Origin of the sequence: Sphingomonas albertensis, from assembly GCF_014358075.1 — a bacterium.
Taxonomy (GTDB): domain Bacteria; phylum Pseudomonadota; class Alphaproteobacteria; order Sphingomonadales; family Sphingomonadaceae; genus Sphingomonas; species Sphingomonas albertensis.
The window spans coordinates 25719-47345 of the sequence record NZ_JACONT010000023.1 but is presented as its reverse complement, the minus strand read 5'-3'; the positions used below and the strand labels follow the sequence as shown (position 1 = coordinate 47345).

20 protein-coding genes are annotated in these 21627 nt (G+C 65.6%); 13 read left to right on the top strand and 7 right to left on the bottom strand.

Going from position 1 to position 21627, the window contains the following annotated elements:
* Nucleotides 1-114: 114 nt before the first annotated feature.
* Both hflC and hflK read right to left on the bottom strand, forming a co-directional pair.
* Nucleotides 115-981, bottom strand: a complete 867-nt coding sequence (gene hflC / locus H8S47_RS11600) for a protease modulator HflC (protein ID WP_328805510.1) — start codon at nt 979-981, stop codon at nt 115-117.
* On the bottom strand, nt 978-2114 hold the full coding sequence (gene hflK / locus H8S47_RS11595; RefSeq protein WP_187504018.1) for a protease modulator HflK: 1137 nt from the start codon (nt 2112-2114) through the stop codon (nt 978-980). Before hflK ends, hflC begins: the two co-directional genes overlap by 4 nt.
* Before the next feature lie 70 nt (nt 2115-2184).
* Here hflK and H8S47_RS11590 point away from each other — a divergent pair, with 70 nt between their 5' ends.
* From H8S47_RS11590 to H8S47_RS11570, 5 genes are all read left to right on the top strand, one after another.
* A complete protein-coding gene (locus H8S47_RS11590) occupies nt 2185-3135 on the top strand; it encodes an Mrp/NBP35 family ATP-binding protein (RefSeq protein WP_187504017.1) in 951 nt (316 codons plus the stop codon).
* Between the two features lie 97 nt (nt 3136-3232).
* On the top strand, nt 3233-3664 hold the full coding sequence (locus H8S47_RS11585) for a CoA-binding protein (RefSeq protein WP_187504016.1): 432 nt from the start codon (nt 3233-3235) through the stop codon (nt 3662-3664).
* A gap of 34 nt (nt 3665-3698) precedes the next feature.
* Nucleotides 3699-4055, top strand: a complete 357-nt coding sequence (locus H8S47_RS11580) for a hypothetical protein (RefSeq protein WP_235982803.1) — start codon at nt 3699-3701, stop codon at nt 4053-4055.
* A 12-nt stretch (nt 4056-4067) separates the two neighbouring features.
* Nucleotides 4068-4484 carry a hypothetical protein gene (locus H8S47_RS11575; RefSeq protein WP_187504015.1) on the top strand — a complete coding sequence of 139 codons (417 nt, stop codon included), beginning with the start codon at nt 4068-4070 and terminating at the stop codon, nt 4482-4484.
* A 15-nt stretch (nt 4485-4499) separates the two neighbouring features.
* On the top strand, nt 4500-4961 hold the full coding sequence (locus tag H8S47_RS11570; RefSeq protein WP_187504014.1) for a hypothetical protein: 462 nt from the start codon (nt 4500-4502) through the stop codon (nt 4959-4961).
* A gap of 492 nt (nt 4962-5453) precedes the next feature.
* Here the strand turns inward: H8S47_RS11570 and H8S47_RS11565 are convergent, their stop codons facing one another.
* A complete protein-coding gene (locus H8S47_RS11565; protein ID WP_187504013.1) occupies nt 5454-6743 on the bottom strand; it encodes a homoserine dehydrogenase in 1290 nt (429 codons plus the stop codon).
* 91 nt (nt 6744-6834) lie between these two features.
* On the opposite strand from H8S47_RS11565, the gene H8S47_RS11560 reads away from it, so the two are divergent.
* Entirely contained in the window at nt 6835-9582 is a 2748-nt protein-coding gene (locus H8S47_RS11560) for a [protein-PII] uridylyltransferase (RefSeq protein ID WP_187504012.1), read from the top strand.
* 198 nt (nt 9583-9780) lie between these two features.
* Here H8S47_RS11560 and H8S47_RS11555 read toward each other — a convergent pair whose 3' ends face one another.
* The 4 genes from H8S47_RS11555 to H8S47_RS11540 all read right to left on the bottom strand — a co-directional run bounded on the left by H8S47_RS11555 (nt 9781) and on the right by H8S47_RS11540 (nt 16961).
* A complete protein-coding gene (locus tag H8S47_RS11555) occupies nt 9781-12600 on the bottom strand; it encodes a TonB-dependent receptor (protein ID WP_187504011.1) in 2820 nt (939 codons plus the stop codon).
* A 561-nt stretch (nt 12601-13161) separates the two neighbouring features.
* Nucleotides 13162-13665: a translation initiation factor IF-3 gene (infC, locus tag H8S47_RS11550; RefSeq protein ID WP_093398812.1), complete on the bottom strand. Its 504-nt coding sequence runs from the start codon at nt 13663-13665 to the stop codon at nt 13162-13164.
* A 134-nt stretch (nt 13666-13799) separates the two neighbouring features.
* On the bottom strand, nt 13800-15791 hold the full coding sequence (gene thrS, locus H8S47_RS11545) for a threonine--tRNA ligase (protein ID WP_187504010.1): 1992 nt from the start codon (nt 15789-15791) through the stop codon (nt 13800-13802).
* 354 nt (nt 15792-16145) lie between these two features.
* A complete protein-coding gene (locus tag H8S47_RS11540; protein ID WP_187504009.1) occupies nt 16146-16961 on the bottom strand; it encodes an LD-carboxypeptidase in 816 nt (271 codons plus the stop codon).
* Nucleotides 16962-17010: 49 nt separating this feature from the next.
* Here H8S47_RS11540 and H8S47_RS11535 point away from each other — a divergent pair, with 49 nt between their 5' ends.
* From H8S47_RS11535 to H8S47_RS11505, 7 genes are all read left to right on the top strand, one after another.
* The gene (locus tag H8S47_RS11535; protein ID WP_187504008.1) at nt 17011-18408 is read left to right on the top strand and encodes a UDP-N-acetylmuramate--L-alanine ligase; all 1398 of its coding nucleotides are present in this window, start codon (nt 17011-17013) and stop codon (nt 18406-18408) included.
* Between the two features lie 25 nt (nt 18409-18433).
* Nucleotides 18434-18688, top strand: a complete 255-nt coding sequence (locus H8S47_RS11530; protein ID WP_187504007.1) for a DUF6356 family protein — start codon at nt 18434-18436, stop codon at nt 18686-18688.
* A 193-nt stretch (nt 18689-18881) separates the two neighbouring features.
* Nucleotides 18882-19298 (top strand): hypothetical protein, encoded by a 417-nt coding sequence (locus H8S47_RS11525; RefSeq protein WP_187504006.1) that lies wholly within the window; start codon nt 18882-18884, stop codon nt 19296-19298.
* A complete protein-coding gene (locus tag H8S47_RS11520; RefSeq protein ID WP_187504005.1) occupies nt 19295-19498 on the top strand; it encodes a helix-turn-helix transcriptional regulator in 204 nt (67 codons plus the stop codon). Before H8S47_RS11525 ends, H8S47_RS11520 begins: the two co-directional genes overlap by 4 nt.
* Before the next feature lie 10 nt (nt 19499-19508).
* Nucleotides 19509-20273, top strand: a complete 765-nt coding sequence (locus H8S47_RS11515) for an alpha/beta fold hydrolase (RefSeq protein WP_187504004.1) — start codon at nt 19509-19511, stop codon at nt 20271-20273.
* Nucleotides 20270-21013 carry a tetratricopeptide repeat protein gene (locus H8S47_RS11510; protein ID WP_187504003.1) on the top strand — a complete coding sequence of 248 codons (744 nt, stop codon included), beginning with the start codon at nt 20270-20272 and terminating at the stop codon, nt 21011-21013. The genes H8S47_RS11515 and H8S47_RS11510 overlap by 4 nt, the downstream gene beginning before the upstream one ends.
* 192 nt (nt 21014-21205) lie before the next feature.
* Entirely contained in the window at nt 21206-21622 is a 417-nt protein-coding gene (locus tag H8S47_RS11505) for a VOC family protein (protein ID WP_187504002.1), read from the top strand.
* Nucleotides 21623-21627 lie beyond the last annotated feature (5 nt).

The following is a 21627-nucleotide window of genomic DNA, read 5'->3' as shown; positions in this document are numbered from 1 at the left end:
TAGATGTTGTCCTCTCGTTTCATCAATCGAAACAGGTATCCCGTAGGGACGCCGTTCTGAACAATGCTTGAATATGGGCTTGAATATGGCGCGGGGTTCAAAGGTTCCGCAGGCTCAACGCCCGCGGCCCTCAAATTCCCTCAGATAACTGTTGTTCGGCGAAAGAATGATCGAGGTCGATCCTTCGGGTGCCGGACCGCCATCCGCGCCGAACGTGTGCCGATACGACTGCATCGCACGGTAGAAGTCGTAGAAATCGGCGTCCTTGCCGAAGCTCTCGGCATAGATCTTCGCCGAATCCGCATCGGCCTGCGCACGAACGATCTGCGCCTGCTTCTGGCCCTCGGCCCGGATCGTGATCGCCTCCTGCTGACGCGCGCTCGACATGCGTTTGAGCGCGCTTTCGAGCGGCAGGCCGACGGGCAGGTTCGCCTGCTTGATACGGACGTCGACGATCTCCACGCCGTACTGGCTGGCGACGCGCTGGAGGCCCTTCTGGATGTTGTCCATCAGTTCCGAGCGTTCGGGGCTGAGCAGTTCGACGAAGCGCCGCTTGCCGAGCTCGTTGCGCAACGCCGAGCCGAGGATCGGGCGCAGCTGATCGGGGATACGGTCCTCGCTGCCGACCGCATTCCGCATCTTCCGCGGATCGACGATCCGGTAGCGGGCGTACGCATCGACTTCGAGCCGCAACTGGTCGGTCGACAGCACCAACGTGTTGTCGAGCTCCAGATCCTGCACGCGCTTGTCGATCCACACGATCCGGTCGACGAACGGGATGCGGGCGATCAGACCGGCGCCGGTCTGGCCGAACGCGGTGTTGGGTTGCCAGGCGTTCACCGTGCGGATCGGCTGGCCGAAGCGCAGGATCACCGCCTGCTTGGTCTCGGGCACGATCGCGAAAGTTGCGGCGGCGAGGATCACCAGCAGCAGCGCGACGATCCCGGCCACGATCGGATTGCGGAAACTCACGGCGTTCACTGGGCAGCTCCAGGCTGGGGGGCAGCAGCCGCCGCCGCGGCCGGTGCTGGCGTCGACTGGACAGCCTCGGGGTTCGGCAAGCGCTTGGCGTTCGACAGCGGCAGATACGGCACCACCCCGCCCGGCGTCTCGACGATCGTCTTGTCGCTCTTGGCGAGCACCGCCTCCATCGTCTCGTAATACATACGGCGGCGCGTCACTTCGGGCGCGAGACGATACTGCTCGTACACCTTGTCGAACGATGCGGCCTCGCCCTGCGCACGGGCCACCACCTGCTGCGCATAGGAGCGCGACTGGTTGAGGTTGGCGATCGCCTCCTGCTGCGCAGCGGTGACGGCGTTGAAGTCCTCGACGATCCGCGCGGGCGCGGCGGCCTGCTTGATCGCGACGCCCTGGATGCGGACGCCGGACTTATAGTCGTCGAGGATCTGCTGGGTCATCTCCGCGACGCGCTGTTCGATCACCGTGCGTCCCGTGCCGATCGCCTGGTCGAGCGTGGTAGTCGCGACCACCGCGCGCATCGCGCTCTCGGCGGCGGCGCGGACGGTTTCGTTCGGCTCGGCGAGCTGGAACACGTAATCGCGCGGATCGGCGATGTCCCAGCGGACCGAGTAAGCAAGATCGATGATGTTCTGGTCGCCGGTCAGCGTCAGATTCTCGCCATCGCCGACGGGGAAGTTGTCGGTGCGGATCTTCTGCACGTCGACCACCGTCACGTCGGCGATCGGCGCAGGCATCGTCAGGCGAACGCCCGGATCGAGCGTACCGGCATATTTGCCGAAATAAGTGACGACGCCGCGTTGCTGCGGGCCGATCTGGTGGATCGAGGTGAACAGGACCCAGACAACCAGGATAATCGCGACGCCGATCGCCCAGAGCGCGCGGGCATTGGCGCCCGACGGCAGCCCGCCGAAGCCGCCATTGCCGCCGCCCCCGCCACCCGAGCCACGCGCTTTCCGCAGGAACTCGTCGAGCGCAGTAGGCTTGGCCGCAGGTTTGCGACCACCGGGCGGCAGGGCCCAGGGATTGCGCGGGCCAGGGTTACCGTCGTCGCCCGAACCGCCCCAAGGGCCTTTCGGTGTTTCGGTGGCGAGGATATCGGGGCGCCGGAACCAGCGCGAGAAGATCGTCATACCAACCTTTATAGGTGTGCGCTGGCGGAAAAACAGTGCCAAGCGGCCTTTGCGGTCCTATCTGGCGCGGATGATCGACATCGAAGCGGTAAAGGCGGCGGTTGCTGCAGTAGCGGGCAAGCGGGCGACCGTCCGGCTCGAAGGAACACGAGCGGGCATCATCATCGATGCCACCGGGCTCGACCCGCAGGCGCGCGATGCGCTGGAGGCAACCGTGCGGATGGCCGCGACGCAGCCCGGCGTGACCGAAGTGCGGATCGCGGTGACCGCCGAACGCTCGACCCGCCGGCTGATCGCGGTCGCCAGCGGCAAGGGCGGCGTCGGCAAATCGACGCTCGCCGCCAATCTCGCCATCGCGATGTCGCGCGCCGGTCGCCGCGTCGGGCTGGTCGACGCCGACATTTATGGGCCGTCACAGCCACGCCTGATGAACGTCGAGGGCACGCGTCCGACCGCCAAGGACAAGGTGCTCGATCCGGTCCCGACCCCGTACGGCGTACCGCTTCTGTCGATGGGCCAACTCGTCGAGCCGGGCAAGGCGATCGCATGGCGCGGACCGATGGCCGCGGGCGCACTCGGGCAGCTGGTCGAGGCGGACTGGGGCCTGACCGATACGCTCGTACTCGACCTGCCGCCCGGGACCGGCGACGTCCAGCTGACGATGGTTCAGAAATACCGCCCCGCAGGCGCGGTGATCGTCTCCACCCCGCAGGATCTCGCGCTGATCGACGCGCGCCGTGCGATCGACCTGTTCGAGAAGGCCGGCATTCCCATCATAGGTCTCGTCGAGAACATGGCCGGCTATATCTGTCCGCATTGCGGCGAGGCGTCGGACCCGTTCGGCAATGGCGGCGCGGAAGCGGCGGCGCGCGAACTCGGCATCCCGTTCCTCGGTCGCGTACCGCTGACGATCTCGATCCGCACCGCGTCCGATGCGGGGACGCCGCCGGCTTCGAACCCCGACGATACTGTGTTCATGCCGATTGCGGCTCAGGTCGTCGCATGGCTCGGAAAACTGTGAAACCCGCGGGCCCGATCCACGTTGTCTGATTACCGGTCGTACCCGACGCGTAGAGTTGCGGTACGAGCGGACCAGGTTTCCCCGACAGGAGGCATCGATGCCGTTGACCGCCGATGCCGACATCAAGGCCTTGCTCGAAGGCGCACGGACGATCGCGATGATTGGTGCGTCCGATCGCCCGGACCGTCCCTCCTACGGCGTGATGGCCAAGCTTCAGGCACACGGCTACCGCGTCATCCCGGTCAATCCGCAGATCACCGGCGAGCATATCCACGGCGAGTTCGTCTTTCGTGAGCTGTCGCAGCTCGGCGACCCGATCGACATCGTCGATATCTTCCGCAACTCGGCCGCAGCCGGTGAAGCGGTCGATCAGGCGATTGCAGCGGGTGCGAAGGCGGTTTGGATGCAACTCGGCGTCATCAACGAAGAAGCGGCAGCGCGCGCCGAGGCCGCAGGGCTGCAAGTCGTGATGGATCGTTGCCCGGCAATCGACATTCCCAGGCTCGGAGTCGCCAAGATCGAGCAATGATGCTTGCCCCGGCGCCCGATCGCGGTCAGTCTGAATGTCTGTCCGGGAGGCGCCGATGCTCGCGATGCTGCTGTCGATACTGATCGAGGACCCCCTGATGGCCACCGCAAAGGCGCGGATGGCTGCCGAGCAACCCTGTATCCAAAGCGCCGATGAGACCGATATCACGGTCTGCGGCATGCGTACCGCGGACCGGTTTCGTGTGCCGTTCGTCGTCCACGACGCCGGTGATCCCAAGCATGAGAGCGTCCGCAACGAACGGACCCGCTTGCTCCGCCGCACCTCGCCACTCGCCGATCTCGGTCCGTTCCAGGTCGGTGGCGGGATGGCGGGCGTGAGCATGACGATGGGCGGCGAAGGCGGCACGTCGTTCCGCAAGCCCGCGCCGTAAAGGGGTTATCCGATGTTCGCCGCCATCCTGTCCGTGCTGATGCAGGTCGCCACACCGTCTCCGAACGCGGCGTCGGAGCGATTTTCGATCCTGGTCGATCCGTGCGCGGCCGCCTCGACGGATGGCAACGAGATCATCGTCTGTGGTGGCCCCGCAGCGAACAGCCCGCGCCTGCCACTGCCGGACGAGCGCGGCCCGCCCGACCACGCGGTTGCATCGAATCCCAACCTCAGCGCGGTCCGCGCGCTGCAACTGGAGGCTACGCCGTGTGCGGCCAGCCAGCGCGGGTGTCAGGTCGGCTTTGGTCCACCGATAGCCCCCATCGCCAAGGCGGCGGTCGGGCTGATCAAGAGCGCGCTGGTGAAGAAACCCGACAAGCGGGGCCGTGTGCCGATCGACCTCGATGGTCCCGTCGGTACCGTCAACTAGGACTTTGGAGGCGCTGTGATCCTGCTGTCGATCCTGTTGCAAGCCACCGCGCCGACGACGCCGATCGTCGCACCGCCGCCGCAGAGCTGGTCGATCCTGAATCCCCCCGCCTGCCCCGGTTCGAGCCCGACCGAGATCGTCGTCTGCGGCAGCAACGGGTCGTCGGAGCAGCGCCTTCCCCTGCCCGGCGAACGCCCGCCGCAGGACCGCCCGCGCCAGCCGACCGGCGATCCGCGCGCTGCGCTCGACAATGCCGGGCGGCCCTGCCCGCCGGGTGGCTGCACCGGGGTGGATTTGCTGACGGTCCCGGTCGTGCTGATCCGCGGCATCGGCGCGCTGATCGATCCGCATAGCTGCTGCGAAAATGGCGAAGGGAAGGATCCGATGGCGCTGGTGCGGGACGTGGCCGGCAAGTTCCGGAAAAAGCCGGACACGTCGAACCGCGTGCCGATCGTGCTGGATGATCCGAAAAACTGAGGCACTCCCACGCTGGCGATCTACCCCCGCGTTGTTTCCCCGCGAAGGCGGGGACCCAGACTGGGCTCCCGCCTTCGCGGGAGAACAAGAGAGGAAGTCGAGCAGCAATCGGTACCGACGGCCTCGACGTGAGTTTCTCCCCTCCCTGGAAGGGAGGGGTCGGGAGCGGTAGGCCGCTTGGGAAGGCCAACCTTCAACCACAAGCCAACCCACCCCCAGCCCCTCCCTTCCAGGGAGGGGAGCAGAAGACCCTCAATCCAGACGATCGCCGCCACCCGGGCGCCGCAATCCGGGCGCCGCAATCCGGGCGCCGCAATCCGGGCGCCGCCACCCAGGCAAGGACCCCCACGCTGGCAAGGATCCCCCCCCGGCGAAGGCCGGGGCCCAATTGGGGGACGGGGCTAACGAAGGGTGCGCAGCGTTACTGCGACCCTTCCAATTGGGCCCCGGCCTTCGCCGGGGTGGAGGTGTTCGAGGACTGAAGAGCCCCCCTCAATCCAGAATATGCATCCACATCGGCTGCCCCACGAGACTCTGCGATCCACGCAGCTTCTCGAGAGCCTGCGCGATCGACCGCTCCGGACTCTCATGCGTGACGATCGCCACCAGCACGCTGCCATCCGCAATCGCCCCCCGCTGGATCAGGCTCTCGATCGAGACGCCCGCGTCACGCATCGCCGCCGCGATCTCCGCCAGCACCCCGACCCGGTCCGCAACGGTAAAGCGCAAATACGCGCGACCACGCCGCTCGCCGCTATCCGCTTTCGACGCAGCAGTGAGCGACACCACCGGCATCGCGAACGGCGGCCCGAACTCGCCCCGCGCGATGTCGATGAGGTCGGCCACCACGGCGCTTGCCGTCGGGCCATCGCCGGCACCAGCACCCTGAAACAGCAGCCGGCCGACAAAATTGCCTTCCGCCACTACGGCGTTGAGCGACCCCGTCACATGCGCAAGCGGATGATCGATCGGTACGAGATGCGGATGCACGCGCTGGAACAGCCCGTCCGCCCCCGCTTCCGCCAACCCGAGCAGCCGCACGCGATACCCCAGCGCCGCCGCTTCGGCGACGTCCGCGCCCAGCAGATGGCGAATACCGCCGATCGCGACATCGCCGAACGCCGGCTGCGTCCCAAACGCGACCGCGGCCAGGATCGACAGCTTGTGCGCCGCATCGACGCCGTCGATGTCGAAGCTCGGATCGGCTTCGGCAAACCCGAGCGCCTGCGCCTCGGCCAGCACTTCGGCAAAGTCGCGGCCCTCCGACTCCATCTTCGACAGGATGAAATTGCAGGTGCCGTTGAGGATACCGTAGACGCGGGCGATCTCGTTCGCCGCTGCACCCTCGCGAAGCCCCTTGATGACAGGGATGCCGCCCGCAACCGCCGCCTCGAACTTCAGCGCGACGCCCGCCCCTTCAGCTGCCTGCGCGAGTTCCAGCCCATGATGCGCGATCATCGCCTTGTTCGCGGTGACGAAACTCCGCCCCGCGCCCAGCGTGCTGCGCGCCAGCGTCAGCGCCGGACCATCGGAACCACCGATCAGCTCGACCACGACGTCCGCGCCCGGCTGCTTCGCCAGTGCGGTCGTGTCGTCGACCCACGCGAAGCGCGTCAGGTCGACGCCGCGATCCTTGCCCCGATCACGCGCCGAAACCGCAACGATCTCGATCTCCCGCCCGGCCCGCCGCGCAATTAACTCGCGGTTCGCATCCAGCAGCCGGATCACCCCGCCGCCTACTGTCCCCAGCCCGGCCAGGGCTACGCGCAATGGTTCGCTCATTTTCGTCCTCCACTCGCGCGTCCGGTTACGTTTCGCAGACGTTTTGCGCAATCCTGATGACGCATGGGCGTTGCGCCCCTATCTGAGCGTCATGTCCGGCCGCTTCGATCACCTCCCCAACCGTCGCACGATCATCGATCGCCGCGCCGTCGCCGAAACCATTGCCGCGCTGGAAGGCGTCGACCCGACCGCGCTCCGCCGCGACGCGACCGCGTTGCTGAAAACCGCGCTGGAGAAGGGCCGGGTAGAGGTCGAACGTCGCCTCGTCGAACATCCGTCGCGCGGGTTGGAAGCATCGAGCGCGCAGGCCTATCTGATCGACGCGCTGCTCCGCATCCTGTTCGATTTCACGACGCAGCGGCTCTATCCCCTGCCCAACCCGACGATCGGCGAGCGCCTCACGCTGATCGCCGTCGGCGGTTACGGCCGTGCGGAAATGGCGCCGCATTCGGACGTCGATATCGGCTTTCTCACGCCCGGCAAGCAGACGCCCTGGGCCGAGCGCGTGATCGAGTCGATGCTGTACGCGCTCTGGGATCTCGGGCTGAAGCTCGGCCAGTCCAGCCGCTCGCTCGACGAGATGGTCCGCCAGGCGAAGAGCGACGTCACCGTCCGCACCGCACTGCTCGAGGCGCGCTACGTCTGCGGCGACACCGAACTGTACGAACAGGCGTCGCACCGCTTCAAGACCGAGGTCCAGGCGGACACCGCGCGCACCTTCATCGCCGACAAGCTCGCCGAACGCGACGCACGGCACCGGAAGATGGGCGATACGCGCTACGTCGTCGAACCCAACATCAAGGAGGGCAAAGGCGGCCTGCGCGATCTTCACGCATTGTTTTGGATCGGCAAATACATCTACGACGTCCAGCGCGCCGCCGAACTGGTCGAGGTCGGGTTGTTCACCAAGTCCGAGTACCGCCTGTTCCACCGCGCCGACAATTTCTTCCAGGCGGTGCGGTGCCATCTGCACAGCATCACCGGCCGCGCCGAGGATCGCCTGACGTTCGACCTGCAACGCGAGATCGCCGACCGGATGCGGTTCTCGGACCGGCCGGGCAAGTCGAAGGTCGAGCGGTTCATGCAGTTCTATTTCCTGCAGGCGAAGACCGTCGGCACGCTGAGCGGCGTCTTCCTCGCGCATCTCGACGAGAAGTTCGCGGCGCGTGGCCGGCGCTTCGGATTGCCGACGATCCGCCGCTCGCCGCGAAAGCTCAACGGCTTCGTGCTCGATCGCGGGCGGTTGGCGCTGCCGAGCGACGACTTCTTCCAGGCCGATCCCAAACGCCTGATCGAGATCTTCCAACTCGCCGACAAACACGGCGTCGAGATTCACCCTCTGGCGATGCGCGCCGCCGCCCGCGACGCCAAACTTGTCGATGAAGTTCGCAACAGCCCCACCGCCAACGCCCTCTTCCTCGACGTGCTGACCTCGCCGCGAGACCCCGAGCTTGTGCTGCGCTGGATGAACGAGGCGGGTGTGTTCGGCCGGTTCGTGCCCGATTTCGCGCGTGTCGTCGCGCAGATGCAGTTCGACATGTATCACCACTACACCGTCGACGAGCACACCATTCGCGCGATCGGCCTGCTCGCGCGGATCGAAAACGGCCTGCTGAAGGAAGAGCATCCGCTCGCCAGCGCGATCTTCGAACAGATCGTGTCGCGGCGTGCGCTGTATGTGGCGGTACTGCTCCACGACATCGCAAAGGGTCGTGGAGGTGATCATTCGATCTTGGGCGCGGAAGTGGCACAACGGCTGTGCCCGCGCTTCGGGCTGACCGCGGCGGAGACCGAAACGGTCGCCTGGCTGGTGCGCTGGCACCTGCTGATGTCCGCAACCGCGTTCAAACGCGACCTCAGCGACTTCAAGACGATCCTCGATTTCTGCGACGTGGTGCAGAGCCCCGAGCGCCTCCGCCTGTTGCTAACACTGACGATCGTCGACATCCGCGCGGTCGGCCCCGCCGTCTGGAACGGCTGGAAACGCCAGTTGCTCGGCGACCTCTACGAATCCGCCGAGGAGGTCCTGCGGCTCGGCCACAAGCAGAAGGGGCGCGCCGAGCGGATCGCGGCCAAACAGGAGCATCTCCGTGACGCGCTTGGCTGGGATGAGACGACGTTTGCGACGCTCGTCCACCGTCTACCCGAAGCCTATTGGATTGCCGAACCCGAAGACGTGCTCGCGCACAATGCCCGCTTCCTTGCCACCACCGGCGACGCGCAACTCGCGATCGATGCGCACGTCTATCCGGAACGCGGCGCGACGCTCGTTACGATCTACGCCGCCGATCATCCGGGGCTGTTCTACCGCATCGCTGGTGCGATCCACGTCGCGGGAGGCAACATCATCGACGCGCGCATCCACACCACGCGCGACGGGATGGCAATCGACAATTTTCTCGTGCAGGACCCGTTCGGACGTCCGTTCGACGAGTCCGGCCAGCTCTCGAGGCTGAAGACTGCGATCGAAGATGCGCTCGCCAACCGTGGCAAGCTGGCCGATCGACTGGTGGCAAAGCCCCTGCCCCGGACACGCGCGGAGGCCTTCGACATCGTTCCGAATGCGCTGGTCGACAACAAGGCGTCGAACCGGTTCACGGTGGTCGAGGTCAACGCGCGCGATCGGCCGGCGCTGCTGAACCAGCTCGCCAATGCGCTGTTCCAGTCGAAAGTGACGATCCATTCCGCGCATGTCGCGACCTATGGTGAGCGAGCGGTAGATACGTTCTACATCACCGACCTGACCGGCGACCGGATCACCCAGCCGGCTCGATTGAAGACGCTGGAGCGACGGTTATTGGCGGCAGCGGCGGGCGAAGAGATCGATCTGGCGGCTTAGGGCGCCGTAAAGTTTGCGCGTCATGCCGGACTCGTTCCGGCATCCACTGGTCCGCACGCTCAATAGCCGCTGATACGCGGAACCGTGGGCCCCGGAACAGGCCCGGGGTGACGGATGGATTTGGGCCGAGCGCTCTTCTCAAAAAAAAACCGGCCCGCACCTAAGTGCGAACCGGCTTTTTCTTACCTAAAATCTCGATCAGAAGCGGGTGCGTAGCGTCAGGCCGTACGTGCGTGGTTCGGCCAGATACGAGGTGAAGATCTGATTGGCCGTCGTGCCGAACGCCTGGGTCTGCGCCTGGCTGCCGGCCCCCTGGAACGGCGCGTTGAACGCGACCTGCTGGTAGTTCGTGTCGAGCAGGTTCTGCGCCCAGACTTCCAGCGCCCACTTCTGCTCCGGCCCGCGGAGACCGACGCGGGCATTCATCAGGAAGAACCCGTCCTGCGCCTTTTCGGGGAACAGGTCGGAGCCGGTGTTATAGTCGCTGGTCATGCGGCCATCGACGTAGAACAGCGCGGTCATGCCCGACGAGCCGATATCCGGCGTCCATGCGGTCGACGCGGTCACGGTGTGCTTCGGCGCATTCGACAGGTTGCTGCCCGACAGCAGGAACAACGCCGGATCGAGTGGCTGGCCGTCCTCGCTGCCGACCAGGTTGTTGCGGAAGCGGGTGTTCGTGTAGGTGTAGCCGAGGTTCACCGAATAATTCGGCGCCGGGAACAGGCCCGCCTCGAGTTCGAAGCCCTGCGATATGACGCCGTATTTGACGTTGCCCGTGCAGGCGCCCGTCGTTGCGCTGGCATCGCGATCCGCACCGTTCAGGCTCGTATCGCAGGTGCTGATGTTCTGGACGATGAAGTTGGTGCCGTTGAAGGTGTTCAGCTGGAAGTTCTTGAACTCCTGGCGGAAGCCCGCGACGTTGAACGTGAAGTCCTTCGACGTGAACTTCAGGCCGAGTTCGTACGCGTTCACCGTCTCGGGATCGAAGCGCAGATTGGCGACGCTGGCGTTGGTCGGCGACGAGAAGACGTTCGCGGTCAGATCCGACCGGTCGAGGTTGTAGCCGCCTGCCTTGTAGCCGCGCGAGAAGGACGCATACAGCAGCGTGTCGGTACGCGGCTTGTACGAGATCACGCCGGTCCCGGTGAACTCGCCTTCCTTGAAACTGTCGTTCAGGTCGAGGCCGTTCAGTGCGGAGGTCGAGTTACCCGTGCAGGTGAGCGTGATGATACCACCGACCAGCGTCTTGAGCGCGGCCGGGACCGCGGCACTGGCCAGCAATGGGCTGAGATTGGCCTGCTGAGCCGGGCAGACCGTATTGTTGTTGTTGAAATCGGCGTGGAAATCCTTCGCTTCGCGCGTGTAGCGCAGGCCGCCGGTGATTGAGAGCTTGTCGGTCAGCTTAAAGATGTTGTGGGTGAAGAACGCGTAGTTCTCGCTGTCCTGGTAATAGGTCGAGCGCTGATCGCCCAGACTGTTGAGCGTGCTGAGGCGATCGAGACCGGCGAGGATCGTCGGTCCGAGAGCACCGAACGATGCGCCGAGCGCCTGCCGCCCGTTCGCGCCGCCCAGTGCAGCCTGCGGGGTCGTGCTCAGGCAGCCCGGGTTGTTCGGGTTGCGCAATGCCGCCAGCGGATTGGCCGTCGCGACGATGCGGCATGCGGCGAAGGCGCCATATTGCGTGCCGAACTTGAGATTGTCGGCAACGACCAGGTCTTCCTTCGAGTAATAGCCACCGACCAGCCAGTTCAACCGATCGTTGAACAGCGAGCCGTTCAGGCGGACTTCCTGGCTGAAGGTGTGGAACTGACGATAGCTGTTACCGTCGTCCGCACGATAGCCGATGTCGAGATTGCCGTAATCGATATCGGCTGCACCGCCAGATTTGTATTCCCGGTATGCCGTGATCGAGGTGAGCGACGCGCCGCCGAGATTGACGTCGATCTGGCCCGAGCCACCGTAATCGGTGGTGACGTTCGAATAGGCGCGACCGGGCGAGTTGGCGATGCGGCGGTTATACGGATCGCCTGCGCTGGGGAACACCGCGCCCATGCTCTGCATGACCTGGACAATGCGGTTGCCCGACGGGTTGATCGCGAAATCGCCGGTGACGCCGGGGGTCGGATCGATCTTTTCCTGCGTGTTGATATAGACCGCGCCGCAGCATTTCTCGTCGCGGTGCGTGTAGTCGCCGATCACGCGAACGGTGACGTCCGACGATGGCTCGAACAGCAACTGGCCGCGGACGAAATAGCGATTGCGGTCGTTATAGTCCGTGTCGTTGATGACATCGTAATAATAGCCGTCGCGCTTGCCGAAAACGCCGTCGAGGCGAAAGGCCAGCTTGTCCTTGATGATCGGACCGGTCAGGGCGCCGGCGATGCGGACGTTGTTATAGTTGCCGTACGTCGCCTCGGCATAGCCGCCGAAGTCATAGGAAGGCAGCTTGGTCAGGATGTTGATCGAGCCAGCGGTGGCGTTGCGACCCGACAGCGTGCCCTGCGGTCCGCGCAGAACCTCGATACGGTCGACTTCGCCGAGGTCGTTCAGGCCCGACCCCGTGCGGCTGCGATAGACCCCGTCGATGAACACCGCAACCGAGCTTTCGAGGCCGGGATTGTCGCCGACCGTACCGATGCCGCGAACGCGCGCGGAGGCGTTGGCCTCGCTGCCGGTCGACGAGATCAGCAGCGAGGGGACAAGCTGCGTGGCCTGGCGGATGTCGTTGGCGCCGGTGTTCTCGAGCGCGGCCGAGCCGACCGCGGAGACCGCGATCGGGACGTTCGACAGGCGCTCTGAACGGCGCGTCGCGGTGATGACGATGTCGCTTGCATTGCCGCCCGTATCGGCCTGCGGCGCCACCGGGGGCTGACCGGCATCAACCGATCCCGCGGCGGTGCCGGACGTGGTCGTCGCGGTCTGCGCCTCGGGCTGGGTGGTTGGCACGTCCTGCGCGAATGCCGGGGTGACGAGCGCCGTGGTCGCGGCGGCGGACAACAGATATGCGATCATACGCATCGGCATTCTCTCCTGAGTGTTCGAATGTTTTCGAACTTATGGTTTGGACGATAGGTAGAGGCACTCCTACGTGAACGTCTAGCAATTTCCGCATACGGAAAGAGATTTTTGAATGTAATGTCTCAAAAACGCCACACAGTGACAGCGACCAAACCCTAGTTTCAAATCGCAACCGTTTGGGGTGAGGTCGGAGGGTAACCGGGGCGGCGATAGAGGACGCCTTCAGTTCGCGCGCGATCCGGCGCAGCGATCGCATACGTCTTTTGTCCAGCCCCCCTCCCTGGAAGGGAGGGGTTGGGGGTGGGTCGGCTTCCCCATTACCGACGTTGCGCCCCAAACAGGCCGACCCACCCCCTACCCCTCCCTTTCAGGGAGGGGCAAGAAGTGGACGCGCCTGTTCGTTGGGCACTCCGCGAGCCGCAGGCCGCAGGCCGCAAGCCGCAAGCCGCAGGGGCCGATAACCCGAATGCGCCGCCGCCACGCACAAAAAAAGGCTGGCCAGCCCCTCGGGACCGACCAGCCTTTCAATTTCCGATCGCTGCGGCCGAAGCCGTTGCGAAATTACTTCGGTGCGAGCACCATCAGCATCTGGCGGCCTTCCATGCGGGGATACGCCTCGATCTTGGCGATTTCCGCGACGTCGTCCTGGACGCGCTTCAACAGGTTCATGCCGAGCTGGCCGTGGCTGAGTTCGCGACCGCGGAAGCGCAGCGTGATCTTGACTTTGTCGCCTTCGCCGATGAAGTCGTTCACCTTCTTCATCTTCGTGTCGTAATCATGGTCGTCGATGTTCGGACGCATCTTGATCTCCTTGATCTCCTGCGTCTTCTGCGACTTGCGTGCGAGGTTGGCCTTCTTCTGCGCCTCGTACTTGAACTTGCCGACATCGAGGAACTTGGCGACGGGCGGATCGGCGTTAGGCGACACTTCGACCAAGTCGAGGCCGTGCTCGGCAGCCTGCTCGATCGCTTCGCGCGTGTACATCACGCCCAGATTCTCGCCCTCGTGATCGATCACGCGGACTTTCTGGCTCTGGATGAATTCGTTGAATCGCGGACCGTTCATCGCGGGCGTCTGCATCGGCCGGCGTATCGTGGGAGGACGTATGGGGGTTGCTCCTGAAGTTTCTGACAATATTTGGGCCGGCCTATAGCGTAGAAACGCGCGCCCGAACAGATGGGGAATAGCCGGCCCTTAGTTCACATATCGGGTGCGCGCGCCTCGATCGCAACCCGTGCAGTCGCATCGCCGAGCGCCATCATCTCCTGGCCCTGGCTGCCGAGACGCCGGATCGCGACGGTGCCTTCGTCCGCCTCGCGCTTGCCGACCACGAACAGCAGCGGCACCTTGGCCAGCGAATGCTCACGCACCTTGTAGTTGATCTTCTCGTTGCGAAGGTCGGTTTCGACGCGAAGCCCGGCCTTCCGGAGATCGGCGGCGACCTGATGGGCATAGTCGTCGGCATCCGAGACGATCGTCGCGACCACCACCTGCACCGGCGCCAGCCAGAGCGGGAAGCGCCCGGCATGATGCTCGATCAGGATGCCGATGAAGCGCTCGAACGTGCCCAGGATCGCACGGTGGAGCATCACCGGCCGGTGCCGCTCGCCGTCCGCGCCGACGTAAGACGCGTCGAGTCGCTCGGGCAGCACGCGGTCCGACTGGATCGTGCCGACCTGCCACGTCCGCCCGATCGCGTCGGTTAGATGGAATTCGAGCTTCGGCGCGTAGAACGCCCCCTCGCCCGGCAGTTCCTCAAAATTCGCCTTGATCGTGTCGCTCAGGCCCGACTGCATCACCGCCTCGCGCAGCTCCGCCTCGGCCTTGTCCCACATCGCATCGTCGCCGAACCGCTTCTCGGGGCGCAGCGCGAGCTTCACCGCATACTCCTCGAAGCCGAGGTGCTTGTAGACGCTGTCGAGCAGCTCGCAGAACTTGCGCACCTCCTCGACCAACTGGTCCTCGCGGACGAAGATATGCGCGTCGTCCTGGGTGAACTGGCGGACGCGCATGATGCCGTGCAACGCGCCGTGCGGCTCGTTGCGGTGGCAGCAGCCGAACTCGGCCATCCGGATCGGCAGGTCGCGGTACGACTTGATCCCCTGCTTGAAGATCAGGACGTGCGCGGGGCAGTTCATCGGTTTCAGCGCCATCAGGTCGCCCTTGCCCGACAGGATCGCGCCCTCGTCTTCGGCATTCGGGATCTCGTCCGGCACGACGAACATGTTCTCGCGGTACTTGCCCCAGTGGCCAGACTGTTCCCACTGCTTGGCGTCCATCAGCTGCGGGGTCTTCACCTCGGCATAGTCGGCGGCATCGAGACGGCGGCGCATATACGCCTCCATCTGGCGCCAGAGCACGAAGCCGTTGGGATGCCAGAACACCGAGCCTTGCGCCTCGGACTGGAGGTGGAACAGGTCCATCTCCGCGCCGATTTTCCGATGATCACGCTTGGCGGCTTCCTCGAGGCGGAAGAGATGCTGGTCGAGCTGCTTCTTGTTGAGCCAGCCGGTGCCGTAGATGCGGCTCAGCATCGCGTTCTTCTGGTCGCCGCGCCAATAGGCTCCGCTGACGCGCGTCAATTTGAAGGCGGCGGGATCGAGCTTGCCGGTCGAGGCCATGTGCGGGCCGCGGCACATGTCGAGCCACTCGCCCTGGCGGTAGATCGTCAGTTCCTCGCCCTCGGGCAGTTCGGCGGCCCATTCGGCCTTGAAGGTCTCGCCCTGCTGCGTCCAGCGGTCGATCAACTGCTGCCGCGACCAGACCTCGCGCACGAACGGCTCGTTTCTGGCGATGATCGCGCGCATCTCGGCTTCGATCGCGGGCAGGTCCTCGTCGGTGAACGGACGGTCCTTCGGCGCGAAGTCGTAGTAGAAACCGTCGTCGGTGGCGGGGCCGAAGGTGATCTGCGTGCCGGGAAACAGGTGCTGGACCGCCTCCGCCATGACGTGGGCGAGATCGTGGCGGACCAGTTCGAGCGCGTCCGCCTCGTCACGTGCGGTCACGAGGGCAAGCTGCGTGTCCCCTTCGAACGGCCGGTTGAGATCGCGCACCTGCCCGTCGATCCGCGCGGCGAGGGCCGCCTTGGCGAGGCCGGGGCCGATCGCCGCGGCGACATCCGCGGGGGTAGTCCCGGGCGCAACCTCGCGGACGGAACCGTCGGGGAGCGTAATGCGGAACATGGCGGACATGAGGGACTTTCTCGTGTTGGAAGTGCGCGGCTTATGCCGTCGCGTGGGGTATATAGGCAACCCGCTTCGCTGGAGCCATCATGCGGGGGTTCGGGCGAGGTTCCTGATGTTTGATGGCGTTGGCACTCTTACGCTGCTGCCTTACGCCTGCCGCCTGCCACCTGCCACCTGCCACCGCCCTCCTCCTTTGCCCGTCATCCCAGCGAAAGCTGGGATCTCCCCATTCGGGTCGCAGCATCCGCCACGGGGATACCCCAGCTTTCGCTGAGGTGACGGTCGGCGTTGGGAGGCGGAACTGAAGTCGGGCCAGGTTGGGTCGGTTCGGTCGGGTCGGGTTGGTCGGGTCGGCGCGCCTCAAACCACGCCGAACGGCACTGCGTGGTTCGCCTGCGTATGCCCGATCTCCGCGCGCCCGAGGTAGGGCACACCCATGTCGCGCGACCATCTCACCATCATGTAATCCAGCGTCTCGCCCCAGGGCGGGTCGTTCTCCTGCACCGCGGTCACAGCACCCAGCCGCAACCCCGCAATCCCCTTCAACTGCGTGGCGTTAGCGACTTTGAACAGCATCCGGTCGATCGCGTACATCGGCTCCGAAACCTCCTCGACGATCAGCACGTGGTCGGTCAGGTCGGGCAGCCATGGGGTGCCGATCAGCGACGTCAGGATGCTGAGATTGAACGCGGCGGACGGGCGGCCGTCGAGGCCCGGCTCCAGCCCTGCCCGATCGCCGCGAACGATCCAGCCGAGCGACCGCGCGACGGTGGCCTCGCCGTCATGCCGATTGATGTCGCTGACCATCGGGCCGTGCACCGGTCGGCCGATCCGCCGGGCGTAGAGCGCGCCGAGCAGGAAGCCGACGTCGGAATAGCCTAGATAAATCTTGTGGCGCGCCGCGCGGCCGAGTTCGGGCATGACCATCGCGAGGATGCGGTTCGCGCCGTAGCCGCCGCGCAGGAACCAGAGCGCGTCGAACGCCGGATCGTTGGCGTACTCCAGGAACGCGCTCGCGCGGCGAAAGTCGGAGCCGGCGAAATGGCCGTCGGTCTCCAGACATTGTGGATGGAAAACGAGCTCGACTCCGGGGAACGCGGTCGCCGCGTAGGCGGTCATCTTCGCGATTGCCGCGGGATTGGTCCGGCTCGACGCGGCGAGGACACCGATGCGCATTGTTGTTCCTGACCTTGCCCCGTTACCAAACCGCCCATATCGCGGGCCAATGGATATCAGCAAACCCTGTTTCTTCGTCGGCATCGGTGGCTCCGGCATGATGCCACTCGCGATGATCCTCGCGGGGCGCGGCGCGACCGTCGCCGGTTCCGATCGCAACCTCGACCAGGGCCGCGTGCCTGCCAAGTTCGACGACCTCGCGGCCAAGGGCGTCGCGCTGTTCCCGCAGGACGGCAGCGGGATCGTCTCGGCGGATCAGTTGGTGATTGCCTCCGCGGCGATCGAGGCGAGCGTGCCGGACATGATCGCGGCGGATGCGCTTGGCTGCACCCGCTCGACCCGCGCGGCGATGCTGGCGTCGCTGTTCAACGACAGCCGGTTGCCGATCGGTGTCGCGGGGACGAGCGGCAAGTCGACCGTTACGGGCATGATCGGCTGGATATTGCATGTCGTCGAGCGCGATCCGACGGTGATGAACGGCGCGGTGATGAAGAACTTCGCCACCCCCGACGCGCCGTTCGCCAGCGCACTGGTCGGGGAAGGCGACGCGTTCGTGAGCGAAGTCGACGAGAGCGACGGCTCGATCGCGGGCTATGCGCCCAAGATCGCGGTGCTCAACAACGTCAGCCTCGACCACAAGTCGCTTGAGGAACTGCGTGTGTTGTTCGGGGACTTCGTCGCCAAGGCCGAGACCGCGGTCGTTAACGCGAACGATCCCGACGCCGCCGCGCTCGCCTCGCGCCTGCCGCGCGGTCAGGTGACGACGTTTGCGATCGATGCGTCGGCCGACCTACGCGCCGAGAACCTCAAGCCCGAGCCGTTCGCGATCCGCTTCGATCTCGTCTCGCGCGGCGTGCGGACGCCAGTGAAGCTCGCGGTGCCGGGGCGGCATAACGTGTCGAACGCGCTTGCCGCGATCGGGGCGGCGATGGCGGCGGATGTGTCGCTGGCCGATGCGGTGAAGGCGATTACGGGGTTTACGGGCCTGCGCCGACGCTTCGACCTCGTCGGAGAGGCGGGCGGGGTCTCGGTGATCGACGATTTCGGGCACAACCCGGACAAGATCGCCGCGACGCTCGACACGCTCCACGCCTTCCCCGGACGACTGCTCCTCTTTTTCCAGCCGCACGGCTATGGCCCACTGAAGGTGATGGGGCGCGAACTCTGCGCCACGTTCGTCGAGCGGATGGCGGAGGACGATGTGCTCGTCCTGCCCGACCCGGCCTATTACGGCGGCACCGTCACGCGGGAGGTCACCAGCGCGGATATCGTCGGGCAGATCGTCGAGGGTGGTCGCGATGCGCGGCATATCGCCGACCGTGCCGAAGCCGCCGCCGCACTGGTCACGGAAGCACGGCCGGGCGACCGGATCGTCGTGATGGGCGCGCGCGACGACACGCTGAGCGTGCTGGCGGCGGGGGTGGTCGACGCCTTGGGTGCCCGCTGATATAGAGCAAGGCAGGAGACCGCCCATGTTTCGCCGCCTGTTCCTCGACCATCCTGCCACCGTCGGCGAGAGCTATGCCGAGCATTTTGGGGTCGCCAGCCGGTTCGGCGTGACGATGATCAAGGGCGGGCTCGGCGCGCTGGTCCATGCGTTCGTGCCGGCCTTGTGTAAGACGCGGGGAAGCGAGACGGTCGCAGACCTGCACCGCCAGATGGTCGAGAAGCGCGGCGCGGTCGCGGCCGATCAGACGCAGATGAAGACGGTCGAATTCATCATCTAATCCGTATCTTACGGCGCACGAAAGCGCCCGGTCCAAAAAGAAGGTTAGGCAGGGTTAGGCCAAGAACGGGTTCGCTCGGGCTGCGGCGTCGCGTGTCTTGTCGACATGCACGCTTGGCATTTTGTAAAGCTTGGTTGACAGGTCAGCTTGCCGTTATGTAAAGCACGCTTGTCCTTAATCGAGGAGACCTTCCGTGCTCACCATGCGACAAGCCAACCGCCGTTATCTCAATCGCTTCATACCCAGCATGACCTGCTACGCGGTGTTCCTGGTGGGATCGAACATGGTCGAGGCGGCCTACGCGCCGACCGGGGCCCCGCTCATCGCGCTCGCGATTCTGCCGGCACTGCCGATCATCGCGGTCATCTGGGCGATGGGGATGGCGATCGTCGAACAGCCGGACGAGTATGTGCGCGCCAAACTGATCCACGCCATGCTCATCGCGACCGCCTTGATGCTGTCGGTCATGACGGTGTGGAGCTTCCTCGAGGATACCGGTGCGGTGCCGCACAAGCCCGTCCACCTCGCCTTTCCCTTGTGGTGCGCCGGCTTGCTGGTCGGTCAGGTCTGGTTGTGGGCGCGCGACCGGATAGCCGGCCACGCGGCATGAAGAACCGCCTAAAGGTGCTGCGCGCCGAGCGGGACTGGAGTCAGGGCGACTTGGCCGAGCGGCTCGAAGTGTCGCGGCAGAGCGTCAATGCGATCGAGACGGGGCGCTACGATCCATCGCTGCCGCTGGCGTTCAAGATCGCCGAACTGTTCGAACTGGCGATCGAAGACATCTTCACCAGCCCCTCGAAGACAGTCTAAAGCTGGCGATATGACCGATATCGCTCCCGCCGCTGCGCCCACCGCAAACACACCTCCCGCCAAGGAGCGTCCTCGCCTCGCCTATCACCACACGCCCGGTACCGGCCCGACGATCGTGTTCCTGTCGGGGTACGCGTCGGACATGATGGGCACCAAGGCGGTGACGCTGGAGGCGTGGGCGAAGTCCGAGGGGCGGGCGTTCCTGCGGTTCGATTATGGTGGGTGTGGGCAAAGCGAGGGCGCGTTCGAAGACCAGACCCTGGTCGACTGGCGCGACGACGTGCTGGCGATGATCGACGCGCTTGTGGAGGACTCGGCAATTCTCGTCGGATCGTCGATGGGCGGGTGGCTGATGCTGCTGGCCGCGAAGTTGCGCCCCGATCTGGTCAAGGGGCTGGTCGGTGTTGCGCCGGCACCCGACTTTACCGACTGGGGCTTCACCACCGACGAGAAGATGGCGCTGCTTAGCAACGGGCGAATCGAGCGCAAGAACCCTTACGGTCCCGAGCCGACGGTCTATACCCGCGCGTTCTGGTCTTCGGGCGAGGCGAACCGGTTGATGTTCGGCGAGATCGCATTCGACGGCCCGGTGCGGCTCGTCCAGGGCCAACGCGATCCGGACGTGCCGTGGCAGCGGACCGCGCGGCTGGCCGAGCTGTTGCGTTCAGCCGATGTGCAGACATGGCTGGTCAAGGACGGCGACCACCGCCTGTCGCGCGACAGCGACATTTCCCTCATCATCCGGGCGGTCGAGGATGTGATCGCCGCCCTATGACCCCGATTTTGCTCGTTCTCGCCGCAGCTCAAGCCGGCCCCGTCGATGCGCAGGAGGGGCGGTTTCGGCAATGCGTCGCGCTGACCCGGACCGATCCGGCAGCGGCACGGGCCGAAGCCGGGCGCTGGCGGATATCCGGCGGGCGGTATTTCGCGCGGGAATGCGCGGGGATCGCGTTTGCGGCGGAGAAGAGCTGGCCGGCGGCGGCGGGTGAATTCGAGGAGGCGGCGCGCGAGGCGCAACTCGCCAAGGACGCGCGGGCGGCGAATTACTGGGCGCAGGCGGGGAATGCCTGGCTCGCTGCCGCACAACCGGCCAAAGCGCGGGCGGCGCTCGATTCGGCGCTGACCGCGGGGACGCTAACCGGCTTGCCGCTGGGCGAGGCGCAGCTCGATCATGCGCGCGCGCTGGTGGCGACCGGCGATCTCGAATCGGCGCGGACCGATATCGATCTGGCGCTGACCAATGCGGCGGACGATCCGCTGGCGTGGCTGTTGTCGGCGACGCTGGCACGGCGCGAGGGGAATCCAGCGCGCGCGAAGAAGGATATCGGCGAGGCGCTGCGGCGATCGGCGGACGATGCTTCGGTGCAGCTGGAGGCGGGGAATATCGCAGCCTTGGCTAGCGACGAGGATGGCGCGCGGGCGGCCTGGGGTCAGGCGGCGCGGCTGGCGCCGGATACGCCGGTGGGGCGGAGTGCCGTGATGGCGTTGCGGCAGTTCGATACGCCGGCGAAGTAGGGTGACGCTGCTCCCCTCCCTGGAAGGGAGGGGTTGGGGGTGGGTTGGCTGGTGGGGCACGGTATCGCCACCCAACTGGCCTACCCACCCCCGGCCCCTCCCTTTCAGGGAGGGGGGAAGAACTGGGGGGCGGCCCTTCCCCACTGCGGCCCCCGTTCCTATCTGCCTCTCCGAACAACCCTCGGAGCAAGCATGAAATACCTCCACACGATGATCCGCGTGACCGACCCGGCGAAGACGATCGCGTTCTTCGAACTACTGGGGCTGAAGGAGGTCCGGCGGATGGAGAACGAGAAGGGGCGATTCACGCTGATCTTCCTGTCGGCGCCCGGCGACGAGGGTGCGGAAGTCGAGCTGACGCACAATTGGGATCCCGAAGACTATGGCGAGGGGCGCAATTTCGGGCATCTCGCCTACCGTGTCGACAATATCTACGACACCTGCCAGCGCCTGATGGAGTCGGGCGTGACGATCAACCGGCCGCCACGTGACGGGCACATGGCGTTCGTGCGGACCCCCGACAACATCTCGATCGAGCTGTTGCAGGCGGACGGCGCGCTCGATCCCACCGAGCCGTGGGCGTCGATGCCGAACACCGGCAAGTGGTGACGCGC